Below are 12,127 nucleotides of genomic sequence, written 5' to 3' on the forward strand. Positions count from 1 at the left end.
GGCTCGGCTTGGCGATCGTAGCTGCGATCGCGCGAATGCATGGCGGCGCCACCTTTGTGCGGTCAGCTGCCGGAACGACGAGCGTTGGTCTTAACATGACCGTTATGGATAGCTGTTCATAACGGCCACGACCGGCCTGTCACCGCCGCCAGCGCTTGGGCACTCGAGAGACAGTTTCAGCTACTTCGAGGTCATCGACGCCGAGCGTCAGATCTTCGGCAGCGAACTCGGCCTCAGTCAGACGACGCGTGCGAAGCATCAGGCGATAGTGAACTGTATCGCGCACTTGGGGGCGGTTGAGCGTCCTCAGCGGTGCGCAGTTCGGAGGGCGTAATTCGCGCCCTCCGAGGAATTTCCCTTCATCCGACGCTGGTAAGAATCGACTCGGGTAGGGGGCAGGATCTCGCCATTGCGCCATCTGCGCGTATGTGCGCCTGGAGGTGCTAGACAAGGCTGCAGAACGTGGCTGATAGCTCGCGATTCATCTCGTCGGCCCGAACGACCACTCCCGCCAAGGCGCTATCGTTGGGTGCTTAGGGGACGGCTGCTCAGTCCCGTTACCCGCCGACCGAAACCCGGAGAAGTCAACGGCAGGTGTGGGTCGAAACGACTCACCAGCCAGTGGCAGCTTTCGGGAAGCGAACCTTCAACGTCGGCTTTCCGGCGGTGAGTTCGAAGAGTTGTCGGTCGCCACCCGACCCACACCAGCCGTTGGGCGCTTCGTGGTTCGAATGGCAAGTAACCGAGTGAAGCCGCCGCCTCGCATGAGGTATTCGGGAGGCGAAGTTGGTGCTTCGTTCAATCAATGTAAATGCCGGTGGTGGATGTCCGGAAAGTGCGGGTGCCTGTAGGCCAGTGCCTCGTGGCGGTGCCGATGTTCATGTGGCTCTTTACTGTTCCAGGCGAAGTCGAGTTCGTGCTGGTGGTGTTCGTCATGGGTAGGCATTGACGTTCAACCCGGCGCAGACGCTATAAACCATGGTGACCGAGTGCCCGACCGCGAACAGGCTGACGTAGAGCGCGATGCCCTTGAGCTGGTAGAGAATGAAGATCACACCTGCCAGGAACAGCAGATGGTCGTAGCCGGTGACCATGTGCTTGGCGCCAAGGTCGGTGAAGGGCTGCAGGTGAGTGCACGAGATCTCCTGGATGTAGTCCTTGTCGCCCTCGGCCACGCCATGGGCGTGCGCGCGCGGTAGGGAACATGTAGAGCAGCGCGCCAGTGAAAGCGTGCAGCAGCGGGTGAGCGCAACCCCGTTCGGACGCCGGGGATGGATCGCACACAGCGCTTTGTAGTAGTTCAAACGTCAGGTTACAGTTCAGACGCTACGGCATCCCCGCTCAGCCCAGGAAGTCTGCCTTTGAGCTATCTCGCCCTTTTCGTCAGCCTGCCCACCAAGGCCGCGACCGACCGTATGCGGGTCTGGCGTTCGGTCAAGGCCTTGGGCTGCGCGACGCTGCGCGACGGGGTGTATCTGCTACCGGACTCGGCCGACAGCGCTGCGGTGCTGGACGAGGTGGCCGGGCAAGCGGTGGCGGCCGGGGGGAGCGGCGAGATTTACCGTCTGTCGGGGTGCGACGAGGCACGAGAAGACGCGCTGCGCGCCCTCTTCGACCGGGGCGAGGAGTACGCCAACATCGCCGGGGATATCAAGGACCTCGGGCGGATCCAGGCATCGCTCGACGGCGCCGTCGCCGCGCGCAAGCTCCAAGCGCTCGTGCGCCGCTTCGAGCAGGTGATACGCATCGACTTCTTCCCCGGTGAGGCGCAGCGACAGACCCTGAGCCTGCTCGACGATCTGCGCGATGCGCTCATCCGCCGCATGGCTCCCGACGAACCGACTGCCCGCCAGGCCGACATTCCAAGACGCGCACGCGCCGACTATCAGGGCCGCATCTGGGCCACGCGCGCACGTCCGTGGGTGGACCGGCTGGCCACGGCCTGGCTCATCCGCCGCTTCATCGACCCGAAGGCCCGCATCGTCTGGCTGGCGAGTCCCCGCGACTGCCAGGCCGACTGGCTCGGCTTCGATTTCGACGGCGCGACGTTCAGCCACGTGGGCGCCCGGGTCACATTCGAGACCTTGCTGGCCAGCTTCGGGCTGGAGGCGGAGCCCGCGCTGCTGCGGCTGGGCGAGCTGGTGCATTGCCTGGACGCCGGTGGGCTGCCGGTGCCGGAGGCGCCAGGCATCGAAGCGCTGCTCGCCGGCTTGCGGGCATCCGAGCCCGACGACGACGTGCTGCTCGGCCGTGCGTGCGAGATCTTCGACTGGCTGCTGCAGAACTACAAGGACAAGACCACGTGAACACCTCGCCCCCAACCCAGGCGCGACCTGCCCACCCCTCTTTCCGCGAGGCCTTCCTCTACTGGCTCACGCTCGGCTTCATCAGCTTCGGCGGCCCCGCCGGGCAGATCGCGATCATGCACCAGGAGCTGGTGGAAAAACGGCGCTGGATTTCCGAGCACCGTTTCCTGCATGCGCTCAATTACTGCATGCTGCTGCCCGGTCCCGAGGCGCAGCAGCTCGCCATCTACATCGGCTGGCTGCTGCATCGCACCTGGGGCGGCATCGTCGCCGGCGTCCTGTTCGTGCTGCCCTCGCTCTTCATCCTCGCGGCGCTCACCTACGTCTATCTGGCCTTCGGCAACCTGACCTTCGTGCAGGGGGTGTTCAACGGCATCAAGCCGGCGGTGGTGGCCATCGTCGTCTTCGCCGCCTGGCGCATCGGCTCGCGGGCATTGAAGAACAATGTGCTTTGGGCGCTGGCGGCAGCGTCCTTCGTCGCCATCTTTGTCTTCGGCGTCCCCTTCCCCTACATCGTGCTCGTGGCCGGCATCCTGGGCTACATCGGCGGCCGGGTGATGCCGGACAAGTTCCGGGTGGGCGGCGGGCACGGGGCCAGCGACAAGGACTACGGCCCGGCGCTCATCGACGACGACACCCCGCCGATGGCCCACACCCGGTTCCGCTGGTCCTACCTCGTCACGCTGCTGATCGCGGCCCTGGCACTCTGGGTCGGGGCCATGGCGATGCTGGAGGATCCCGTACTGCGCGACATGGGCGAGTTCTTCACCAAGGCGGCGCTGCTGACCTTCGGCGGCGCCTATGCCGTGCTGCCCTACGTCTATCAGGGCGGCGTGGAGACCTACGGCTGGCTGACCGGCACGCAGATGATCGACGGCCTGGCGCTCGGCGAGACCACGCCGGGACCGCTGATCATGGTGGTGTCCTTCGTCGGCTTCGTCGGCGCCTGGACCAAGGAAATCTTCGGGCCGGATGCGCTGGCGCTCGCCGGCATGGCGGGCGCCACGGTCGCCACCTTCTTCACCTTCCTGCCCAGTTTCGTGTTCATCCTGGCCGGGGCGCCGCTGGTGGAATCCACCCACGGCGACCTGAAGTTCACTGCGCCGCTCACCGGCATCACCGCCGCCGTGGTGGGCGTGGTGCTCAACCTGGCCCTGTTCTTCGGCTGGCACGTCATCTTGCCGAGGGCGACCGAAGCCGCGCCGTTCGCCGGTGGCTTCGAGTGGTTCTACGCGCTGATCTCCTTGGCGGCCTTCATCGCGCTGTGGAAGTACAAGCAGGACATCATGAAGGTGATTGCCGTCTGCGCCGCCATCGGCCTTGTCTTCACCTATCTGCGCTGACGGCTTCAGCGACTTCCCAAGGCTGGAGGACGGACAGTGATGCTGCTCCCCGCCAGCGCCGCGCCCGAGGCGCGCCTGTTACTGCTGGGGCGGGGGCTGCGGGCGTTCACCGACGGCTTCGTCGCCATCCTGCTGCCGGTCTATCTGCTCGCGCTCGGGCTCGGCAAGTGGGAAGTCGGGCTGATCAGTTCGGCCACCTTGCTCGGATCCGCGCTCGCGACCCTGGCGGTCGGGCACTGGGGCCATCGCTTCACCCAGCGCCGCTTGTTGCTGGCTGCTGCCGGACTGATGACGGCGACCGGTCTCCTTCTGGCCGGCCTCGGTGGCATGGATGGCATTGGTGCATTCTGGCCGCTGCTGATCGTTGCCTTCGTCGGCACGATGAACCCCAGCTCCGGCGACGTCAGCGTGTTCCTGCCGCTGGAGCACGCCCGGCTGGCGGCGTCGGCGCAGGGCGAGGCGCGCACCTTCCTCTTCGCACGCTACACCTTCGTTGGCGCATGCTGTGCGGCGCTGGGGTCGCTGGCGACGGCTTTCCCCGAGGTCCTGACGACGGCCGGCGTATCCCAGCTCGACGCGCTGCGCCTCATGTTCGTCGCCTACGGGCTCGCCGGCGTGGCGATCTTCTTCCTGTATCGCGCATTGCCGGATTCATCCGGACAAGACCAGGCTGGACCGCCCGCAGCCCTGGGGCCGTCGCGCGGCGTCGTGATTAAGCTGGCGGCACTGTTCTCGGTTGACGCCTTCGCCGGCGGCTTGATCGTCAATACCTTGCTCGCGCTCTGGCTGTTCGAGCGCTTCGAGCTTTCGCTCGCCGCCGCTGGCCAGTTCTTCTTCTGGGCGGGGCTGCTTTCGGCGGCCTCGCAACTGGCCGCGCCCTGGGTGGCACGCCACATCGGCCTGATCAACACGATGGTCTTCACCCACATCCCGTCGAGCGTCTGCCTGATTCTGGCGGCCTTCGCCGAGAGCCTGCCGACGGCGCTCGCGCTGCTGTTCGTGCGCAGCGCCCTGTCGCAGATGGACGTGCCGACGCGCTCGGCCTTCGTCATGGCTGTCGTCACACCGCAGGAGCGCGCTGCGGCCGCAAGCTTCACTGCCGTGCCCAGGAGTCTCGCGGCTGCGGCGAGCCCGGCGATCGGTGGCGCGCTTTTCGACGCCGGATGGCTTGCGACACCGCTGGTGGCCTGCGGGCTGCTCAAGATCGCCTATGACCTGATGCTGTGGCGTACGTTTCGGCGATCCGAGGCAGCGTCCCGCGAGGGCAAACACGACCAAGGAGCTCTCTAGCCTGTCGCAGCACGGACCGAACGACGGGCGTCGAGCTCAGTCATGCCCCAGACGGGTTGCGTCTCTTTCATCTGCGATATTCCCTACCCCCCTATTGTATTTAGCGAAAAGCCATGAGCCATACCGTTCGTGACAAATCGAAGCTGCTCGCGCGGGTCCGCCGCATGAGCGGGCAGATGGAGGCGCTCGAGCGCGCGCTCCAGGCCGAGAAGGGGTGCGCCGAGATCCTGCACCAGATTGCTGCGGTACGCGGCGCCATCAACGGACTGATGGCGGAAGTCCTCGAGGAGCACGTCCGCACTCACGTCGCCGACCCCGCGATCACCAGCGACGCAGCGCGGATGCTGGGGGCCGAGGAACTGATCGCCGTGCTGCGCACCTACATCAAATGAGAACCGCCATGCATCTGGAGAACCTGTCCAACTGGACTCATGAGTACGTCTTCGATAACGGCAACGCTGCTGCCGAACGCAGTACGTGGCTCGTGATGTGGATCACTGCGGTGACGATGGTGATCGAGATCGGTGCGGGCTGGTGGTTCAACTCCATGGCCTTGCTGGCCGATGGTTGGCACATGAGTTCGCACGCCTTCGCGATCGGCGCCTCCGCGCTGGCCTACGCTGCCGCCCGGCGTTACGCGACCGATCCACGCTTCGCGTTCGGCACCTGGAAGATCGAGATCCTGGGCGGCTTCGCAAGCGCCATCTTCCTGCTCGGCGTCGCGGTGATGATGGTGGTCGGGTCGGTAGAGCGCATCTTCTCGCCGCAACCCATCCAGTACCGCGAGGCGATCCTGGTCGCCATCCTCGGGCTGGCGGTGAATGTGGTGTGCGCACTGATTCTCGGCAAGGCGCACCATCACGATCACGGTCATTCGCACGACCAGGGTCAGGACCACGCACATGATCACGACGATCATCACGATCTCAACCTGAAATCCGCCTATCTTCATGTCATCGCCGATGCGGCGACTTCGATACTGGCCATCGTCGCCCTGCTCGGCGGCTGGATGTACGGCTGGGGATGGCTGGATCCGGCCATGGGGATCGTCGGTGCGGTGCTGGTCGCCATCTGGGCCAAAGGCCTGATCATCGCCACCAGCAAGGTGCTGCTCGACCGCGAGATGGATCACCCGGTGGTCGACGAGATCCGTGACGTCGTCGAGGGCGCGAGCGCTTCAGGCGATACCCGGCTCGTCGACCTGCACGTCTGGCGGGTCGGCAAGCAGTCGTATTCGTGTGCGCTGTCGGTGGTGACTCGCGACCCGACGCTCACGCCAGAGCGCGTGCGGCGCCGTTTGTCGGTGCACGAGGAAATCGCCCATTCGACGATCGAGATCCATCTCTATCCCGACGAACCCGTTCCCTCGCGAGCGGACCCGCTATCTGGCTGACCCCGCGCTGTTGCCCGTTGGCTGCCGCAGGAGAATTTTCGCGACGGTAAGCGCGATAACCCGCAGATGGTCATTGGCCTATCGTGTGCGAGTGACGGGGCCCGATCGCAGTCGAGGTCCTTCCGAGCCACACGGCCGATCCAGCAGCGCCGTCGTCATCCTGGCGTCGCCCAATGCACTGCACCATTCCGAGCTTCGGGCTGCGCGAAAAATGCCTTCACGAATCCGAGCGGCTTGGGGACGAAGGCACGACCCCTGGCCAAAGTGGATCATCGGGCGGCCGGGGGGAACACCGAGCGCGCGTATTCGCTTACCGCCCGCGCCGCGGGATGCGACAGGCGCCGTTCGGCGGAGATCAGAAAGAAGCGCTCGCGAATCTCGGCCGTCTCGCCGACGTAATCAAGGCCATAGTGCTCAATCACATCGGCGACGCCGGAAGCAGGCACAGGGAAAACCCCTGCACCAGCCTCTCCAAAGGCCTTCATCAAGGCGCTGTCAGCGAACTCGCCGACGACATGAACGCGAAGCCCTTGCCGCTCGAGCCAGCGTGGCAAGGCCACGTGAAGCGCGCTGTCCCGCCCCGGAAGCAACAGAGGCGCGCCATCGAGGCTTTTCGGAAAGCCTGGGGCAAGTTCCGCCGCAAGGGCGGGTGCGGCGAGGAAGGCGACCCCCGACTCACCGAGCGGGTGACTGAAGCCCCGAATCTCCGTTCCCGGAGGCATCGGACGGTCGGCCAGCACGATATCGAGACGATGAATCGCCAACTCGGCCAGCAAGCGATCGAGCCGATCCTCCTCGCACACGAGTCGGACTGGCTCCGGCAGCGACAACACCGGAGACAGGAAGCGGTAAGCCGCGAACTTCGGCACCACATCAGAAATACCCACCCGAAAGGTGATGAAACGCTCCTCCGCACCACCCTTGAGCAAATCTTCGAGTTCACTGCCAGCCTGAAAAATCTCCTCCGCATAAGACAGGGCGAGACGCCCCGTCTTCGTCAGTTCTAAGCGGCGCCCAACCCGATTAAACAGGGTAATCCCGAGACGCGCCTCGAACTGCGAAAGCTGCCCGGAAAGTGTCTGCGGAGTCAAATGTAAGCGCTCGGCGGCACGAACGACACTTCCAGCGCGCGCAACGCACTGAAAATAATGAAGATGTTTGTAGTTAAGCACTCTTATGCCATATTCTAGATCGTAGATTTTTTCGATGATAAGCCAGATCTTTATCTGCTTGTCGCGATTATTTGCAGGCCTCACACTTGCTCTGACAATTTACCTGACGGAGGCTTCATGAACATTCAGATCCATGCCAAAGACTTCTCCCTGACCGAAGCGCTGCGCGCGCATGTGACTCGGCGTCTGGCGTACGCGTTGAATCACGGCCAAGATGTTGTATCGCGCACATCGGTACGCCTCACAGATGTGAATGGTTTGCGTGGAGGCGTAGACAAGAGTTGCGCGATTGAAGTACGAATGAAAGGTGCAGCAGACCTGATCGTCGAGGACGTGCAGGATGACATCTACGTCGCCATTGACCGCGCATCAGAGCGCATTGGCCGACTGTTGGACCGCAGGCTCGCCCAGCTACGTGAGCACGCGGGCGTGGCACGCCGCGACCGCGAGTCGCTCGTGGTTGGGGATTCTGACTGACGATTGGGGATCGATAATGCAAAAGATGCTCTGGCTTGAACTGCTTCAAAGCGGTGCATCCGGCTTGCTCCGAAGGCGACGCGGGTTGTTCATGGGCTTCGCCGGCGGGGGATTGATCGTCTTCGCCATCCTGATCTGGGCGGGAATCGCGCTCTTGGGCTGGATGTGGGGAACGGTACAGCCACTGATAGGGTCCGCCCCGGAGCTTGCGCGGTCGGTCACGGCTCAGGTCGAGCAGGTGTCACCGCGGATCGGCGAGACCCTGCGTGAGGTGATCCCCGGCGCCACCGTTACACCAGCGCTTGACGTGTCGGGGAGCGATATCGGCCCGGTGATCCGCTTTCCCGGTCTCGTCCGCACAGAGTGGCAACGCGAAGGTGCGCGCATTACAGTGCGCTACGAAGGCCGTGCAGTCCATGCGTCCGTACTTGATCATTACCGCACCGGCTTTGTCGGGCAAGGTTTCACTCAAGAGGTGCTCTCGGCGTCAATGGAAGCGGAAAGGCATGTATTCACGAAGGATGACGAGAAAATTGAGTTCGCGATAGAGCGCCTCGAAGACGGAAGGATTGGAGTAACACTGACCACCGCAGACCTCTCACGTCCTGGTGCGCAGCGAAACACCCGGATGAGTTGAAGCTTGTGCCACCACATATTGCGACCGGCCGCTCCCCCTGTGATCGGCAGGCCGCGCAACCAGATGGAGCTAACCTGTGATTCTGGCAACCGAAAAACGCGTTCTGTTTACCGTGATCACCGAAGCGACGCTTGAACAGCCCTTGCTGCGCGAGCTAGATCGCTTGGGCGTTCGTGGCTACACCATTTCTGACGCCCGCGGCAAAGGCAACCGCGGCGTGCGTGATGCTGCTTGGGGGGAGACCGCGAACATCCGAATCGAAGTCATTTGCACTCGCGAACTTGCCGAACGCGTGCTCGAGTTCCTGCACAAACACTATTATGCCAACTACGCGATGGTCGCATTCGTGCAGGACGTAGAGGTCATTCGCCTCGACAAGTTCTGACCATGCCCCATCGGCACCGAATGTTCGGAGACGGGGTTGTCCAGACAACAGCATTCATGGGGGGGGGATCATGATGAGTGCGATAAAACGGATCCACGCAGCAACCGATTTTTCTGAGCTGGGTAACGAAGCAGTGCGTCGAGCAGCGATCATCGCAGCACGCGAGGATGCGGAATTGCTGGTGACCCACGCGTTCCCCCGGCAGAGTGCGTTTGACGCCGTCTTTGCCGGCGAACACGACCTTCAGGATCGGATGCGTGCCCTAGCCGAGGAAAATCTCGCTGCGCAGATCAAAGCGGCGCAAAGTTGCGGTGCGACTCGTGCTCGCGGTGAGATCTTGACCGGCTCCGCGCGTCGTGTGCTGGCGGAGACTTCTGACATCTTTCGCCCAGACCTTTGGGTGATCGGAGCGCACGGCAGCGGTCTGTTACAACAGTTCCTGCTCGGCGGTACAGCAGCGCACATTCTGAACAAGGCCTCGTGTCCGGTACTGGTCACGCGCAGGGCGGTCGAAGGAGACTATCGTCGTGCATTGGCTGCGGTGGACCTGGGCCCACGCTCAGAGGCGGTGTTGCGCGCGGCCTTGATCGTGGCGAAGCACGCCGGGGTCAAGTTGCTTCATGCCTACGCTGCGCCATTCGAGGCCAAGTTGCGGAACAAGCGCTTCCCAGAAACCGAAATCAAGCGTCTGGCGGAAAGGGAGTTCCTTGTTGCCCAGCGCAACCTCGATGCCCTCCTTGCTGACCCGGAGCTGGTCGGGATCGACATTGAGAGCGAACTCTCACACGGAAAACCCAATACGGTCGTGCCAGATGCGGCTCGCGCACTCGGCGCGGACGTGATCGTTGTTGGCAGACACGGGGGAGGCCGTATTCGCGAGTCCTTGATCGGGAGCGTTCCGCGCTTTCTTGCCTATTACGCCCCCTGCGACGTGCTGGTGGTCTAGTTATCAGTCATCAAGCTCGGCGCAGCCCATCCAGTTGCCCCTAAATCAGAACGTTGCCGACTGACTTCGAGCCAGATCGCTCTGAACACCGACTGTTCGACCTTCAGTCGCATTGCGACCGGGCAGGTTATACGGATGATGAGCATGAGATGCTCAGGATCAACAAAATCCCAGAGCACCTTGATCCGGCCTGACGAGTAGGAGATGAAGTCCTCGTTCGCGAGTTTACGGAAGTGCGCTTCAGCCTGCTCCTGCCATTCACGGGTCGCAAGTTCTGCAGCCGTTCTAGCGGTGTCTTCGATGCTGACAAGGTCGCACACCATCGCAGCCGGAACGGGAACCCTCATCAGGTGCAGCACGTATTCGCCGGTGGGCGATACATTCTTGACCGGTGTGGTCAGCAGCAGGCCGTTGGGAAACTCGACAACCTTCCCCGTGACTTGCCCTGCATGGCCATACTCGGCCAAGGTGGTCGCGAACATGTCGATATCGACGACTCGGCCGCTGAACAGGCTGGATTCAATAAGGTCTCCTACCTTGAAAGGCCGGACCAGTGTCAGATAGAGGTAGCCGAGCACACACATCAGCAGTTCCTTGCTGACGATCAGCATAGCACCCGCGACCGCAGCGAGTGACAAGGCAAAGCCCGCGATCGTTGACGCCCAGACCGAAATGATCACGAACAATACGACAAACCAGATGGTGTTGCGGACCCACACCAGGTGAACCCGACGCTTCTCGTTGGAGATGACCTCTCCGCGCGCCAGGTAGCGAGCCCAAAGATGTGTCAGCGTGGCGCCCACCAAAACCATAAGGACGGTTGCGATCACCCTCTCCCATTGACCAGGAATGGCAATGAAGAGGCGCTCGAGGCTATCGATTGGCATGCGTCACCCTTCTCCGCAGACTACTTTGTGCTTTCTCGGTCTGATCACGATCAGGTAGTAGCCAACTGCGAGGGCGAATGTGATCGCCGCGGTACCGTAGAGATAGCTGGGTTCGACGTCGTTGAAGTCGAGAATGATCACCTTGCGTGAGATCGCCATCAGCGCAGTTCCAAGCACGATCTCCACCGCAAGGTGGTGGCTTTTGTCACTCTCGGCGTAAAGGATGATGTTGTGATAGATCTCTATCGCTATCAGAACCGCCATGAAGGCCCCGAAGGTCGCCAGTATGTCCTTGATCTCGAGCAGCATGAATGGCGGCGACATCAACCTCTGATACAAGACATAAAGAACGTCGGCGACTCCCCAGATGATCACCAGAACCATGATTACCGCCAGCACGCGGGCAACCCGCCCGATGATCCAGTTCAGTAAAGGGATCGTGCCCCCCATGGTCTCTTGCTTAACGCCCTTCTCGTTGCTTGTATTCATCTACGCCTGCGTGAAATAACTTGATTCCAAGGGGGTGCGCACCGTTACTCGGCCGGCCCGCGCGAGCCGCCGGTTTCAGTGCGTTACCGTGCTGCTTGCGCCACGTCTTCTCCAAGCCTTCTCGCCTTCGATCACCAGATAAATGGCGAGGCCGACGGCAACGATCAGCCCCCAGTCGATCCAGCCGATCGGCGCCGTGTGGAAAAGCTTGTTCATCAGCGGAGTATAGGTGAACAGCAACTGCACAGCCATCATCGCCCCGATGCCTGCCCAGATCCAAGGATTACTGAACAGCCCGAGACGGAACATGGAGTACCGCAGCGAACGGCAGTTGAGCAGATAGAATGATTGCCCGACCGCGAAGACGTTCACTGCGATCGTCCTCGCCTCCTGCTCGCTGCGCCCGCTATACAACGCCCATTCGAACAGGCCGAAGCTACCCACGAGAAGCAGCAGGCCGACCAGCAGGATGCGTTTGATCAATTCGCCGTTGAGGATCGGTGCCGCGGACAACCTTGGCGGGCGACTCATTATGTCCCGCTCCCGTGGCTCGAAAGCCAGGGTGAGGCCAAGTAGCACGGCCGTGGTCATGTTGATCCACAGCGCCTGAACCGGCAGCACCGGCAGCGGCTGCGCCGCCATCACCGCAGCGATGATCACCAGTCCCTGACCGGCGTTGGTCGGCAAGATCCAGGTGATGAACTTGATCAGGTTGTCGAATACGCCGCGGCCCTCTTCTACAGCAGCTTCGATGGTGGCGAAATTGTCATCGGTGAGCACCATGGGGTCGTCTCAGAAAACG

The 12,127-nt window shown here is 62.5% G+C and carries 14 protein-coding genes; 9 read left to right on the top strand and 5 right to left on the bottom strand.

Going from position 1 to position 12,127, the window contains the following annotated elements; translation table 11 throughout:
- Positions 1-932: 932 nt before the first annotated feature.
- A complete protein-coding gene (locus tag C662_RS20670; RefSeq protein ID WP_269745236.1) occupies positions 933-1,304 on the bottom strand; it encodes a HupE/UreJ family protein in 372 nt (123 codons plus the stop codon).
- 57 nt (positions 1,305-1,361) lie between these two features.
- On the opposite strand from C662_RS20670, the gene C662_RS15915 reads away from it, so the two are divergent.
- The 5 genes from C662_RS15915 (at position 1,362) to dmeF (ending at position 6,332) form a co-directional block, all read left to right on the top strand.
- Positions 1,362-2,306: a chromate resistance protein ChrB domain-containing protein gene (locus C662_RS15915; protein WP_002931369.1), complete on the top strand. Its 945-nt coding sequence runs from the start codon at positions 1,362-1,364 to the stop codon at positions 2,304-2,306.
- Entirely contained in the window at positions 2,303-3,649 is a 1,347-nt protein-coding gene (gene chrA, locus C662_RS15920; protein WP_002931370.1) for a chromate efflux transporter, read from the top strand. The genes C662_RS15915 and chrA overlap by 4 nt, the downstream gene beginning before the upstream one ends.
- Before the next feature lie 39 nt (positions 3,650-3,688).
- A complete protein-coding gene (locus C662_RS15925) occupies positions 3,689-4,939 on the top strand; it encodes an MFS transporter (protein ID WP_002931371.1) in 1,251 nt (416 codons plus the stop codon).
- A gap of 113 nt (positions 4,940-5,052) precedes the next feature.
- Positions 5,053-5,331, top strand: coding sequence for a metal/formaldehyde-sensitive transcriptional repressor (locus C662_RS15930; protein WP_002931374.1), 279 nt, complete (start codon positions 5,053-5,055; stop codon positions 5,329-5,331).
- A gap of 8 nt (positions 5,332-5,339) precedes the next feature.
- Positions 5,340-6,332, top strand: coding sequence for a CDF family Co(II)/Ni(II) efflux transporter DmeF (gene dmeF / locus C662_RS15935; RefSeq protein WP_002931376.1), 993 nt, complete (start codon positions 5,340-5,342; stop codon positions 6,330-6,332).
- A gap of 269 nt (positions 6,333-6,601) precedes the next feature.
- On the opposite strand, the gene nhaR is transcribed toward dmeF, so the two are convergent.
- Complete coding sequence (nhaR, locus tag C662_RS15940; RefSeq protein ID WP_232433295.1) at positions 6,602-7,588, bottom strand: transcriptional activator NhaR; 987 nt, start codon at positions 7,586-7,588, stop codon at positions 6,602-6,604.
- A 33-nt stretch (positions 7,589-7,621) separates the two neighbouring features.
- Between nhaR and hpf the strand changes: the two genes are divergently transcribed.
- The 4 genes from hpf (at position 7,622) to C662_RS15960 (ending at position 9,949) form a co-directional block, all read left to right on the top strand.
- Positions 7,622-7,981 carry a ribosome hibernation-promoting factor, HPF/YfiA family gene (gene hpf, locus C662_RS20080; RefSeq protein WP_075146744.1) on the top strand — a complete coding sequence of 120 codons (360 nt, stop codon included), beginning with the start codon at positions 7,622-7,624 and terminating at the stop codon, positions 7,979-7,981.
- 16 nt (positions 7,982-7,997) lie between these two features.
- Entirely contained in the window at positions 7,998-8,618 is a 621-nt protein-coding gene (locus tag C662_RS15950; RefSeq protein WP_002931380.1) for a hypothetical protein, read from the top strand.
- Positions 8,619-8,694: 76 nt separating this feature from the next.
- Positions 8,695-9,003 carry a P-II family nitrogen regulator gene (locus C662_RS15955; RefSeq protein ID WP_002931382.1) on the top strand — a complete coding sequence of 103 codons (309 nt, stop codon included), beginning with the start codon at positions 8,695-8,697 and terminating at the stop codon, positions 9,001-9,003.
- A gap of 70 nt (positions 9,004-9,073) precedes the next feature.
- Positions 9,074-9,949, top strand: a complete 876-nt coding sequence (locus tag C662_RS15960) for a universal stress protein (RefSeq protein ID WP_031347445.1) — start codon at positions 9,074-9,076, stop codon at positions 9,947-9,949.
- On the opposite strand, the gene C662_RS15965 is transcribed toward C662_RS15960, so the two are convergent.
- The 3 genes from C662_RS15965 to C662_RS15975 all read right to left on the bottom strand — a co-directional run bounded on the left by C662_RS15965 (position 9,946) and on the right by C662_RS15975 (position 12,108).
- Positions 9,946-10,836 (bottom strand): mechanosensitive ion channel family protein, encoded by an 891-nt coding sequence (locus C662_RS15965; RefSeq protein ID WP_002931388.1) that lies wholly within the window; start codon positions 10,834-10,836, stop codon positions 9,946-9,948. The two genes, C662_RS15960 and C662_RS15965, sit on opposite strands and share 4 nt — an antisense overlap.
- 3 nt (positions 10,837-10,839) lie before the next feature.
- On the bottom strand, positions 10,840-11,325 hold the full coding sequence (locus tag C662_RS15970; RefSeq protein WP_002931390.1) for a phosphate-starvation-inducible PsiE family protein: 486 nt from the start codon (positions 11,323-11,325) through the stop codon (positions 10,840-10,842).
- A gap of 75 nt (positions 11,326-11,400) precedes the next feature.
- Positions 11,401-12,108 carry a cation transporting ATPase C-terminal domain-containing protein gene (locus C662_RS15975; RefSeq protein ID WP_002931391.1) on the bottom strand — a complete coding sequence of 236 codons (708 nt, stop codon included), beginning with the start codon at positions 12,106-12,108 and terminating at the stop codon, positions 11,401-11,403.
- Positions 12,109-12,127 lie beyond the last annotated feature (19 nt).

Source organism: Thauera sp. 28, assembly GCF_000310145.2.
GTDB classification, from domain to species: Bacteria; Pseudomonadota; Gammaproteobacteria; order Burkholderiales; family Rhodocyclaceae; genus Thauera; species Thauera mechernichensis.

Bases quoted from the DNA above. Each gene is read 5' to 3' on its own strand.
- C662_RS15925 (WP_002931371.1), top strand. From the start codon at position 3,689: ATGCTGCTCCCCGCCAGCGCCGCGCCCGAGGCGCGCCTGTTACTGCTG.
- C662_RS15930 (WP_002931374.1), top strand. From the start codon at position 5,053: ATGAGCCATACCGTTCGTGACAAATCGAAGCTGCTCGCGCGGGTCCGC.
- dmeF (WP_002931376.1), top strand. From the start codon at position 5,340: ATGCATCTGGAGAACCTGTCCAACTGGACTCATGAGTACGTCTTCGAT.
- hpf (WP_075146744.1), top strand. From the start codon at position 7,622: ATGAACATTCAGATCCATGCCAAAGACTTCTCCCTGACCGAAGCGCTG.
- C662_RS15950 (WP_002931380.1), top strand. From the start codon at position 7,998: ATGCAAAAGATGCTCTGGCTTGAACTGCTTCAAAGCGGTGCATCCGGC.
- C662_RS15960 (WP_031347445.1), top strand. From the start codon at position 9,074: ATGATGAGTGCGATAAAACGGATCCACGCAGCAACCGATTTTTCTGAG.
- C662_RS15965 (WP_002931388.1), bottom strand. From the start codon at position 10,836: ATGCCAATCGATAGCCTCGAGCGCCTCTTCATTGCCATTCCTGGTCAA.
- C662_RS15970 (WP_002931390.1), bottom strand. From the start codon at position 11,325: ATGAATACAAGCAACGAGAAGGGCGTTAAGCAAGAGACCATGGGGGGC.
- C662_RS15975 (WP_002931391.1), bottom strand. From the start codon at position 12,108: ATGGTGCTCACCGATGACAATTTCGCCACCATCGAAGCTGCTGTAGAA.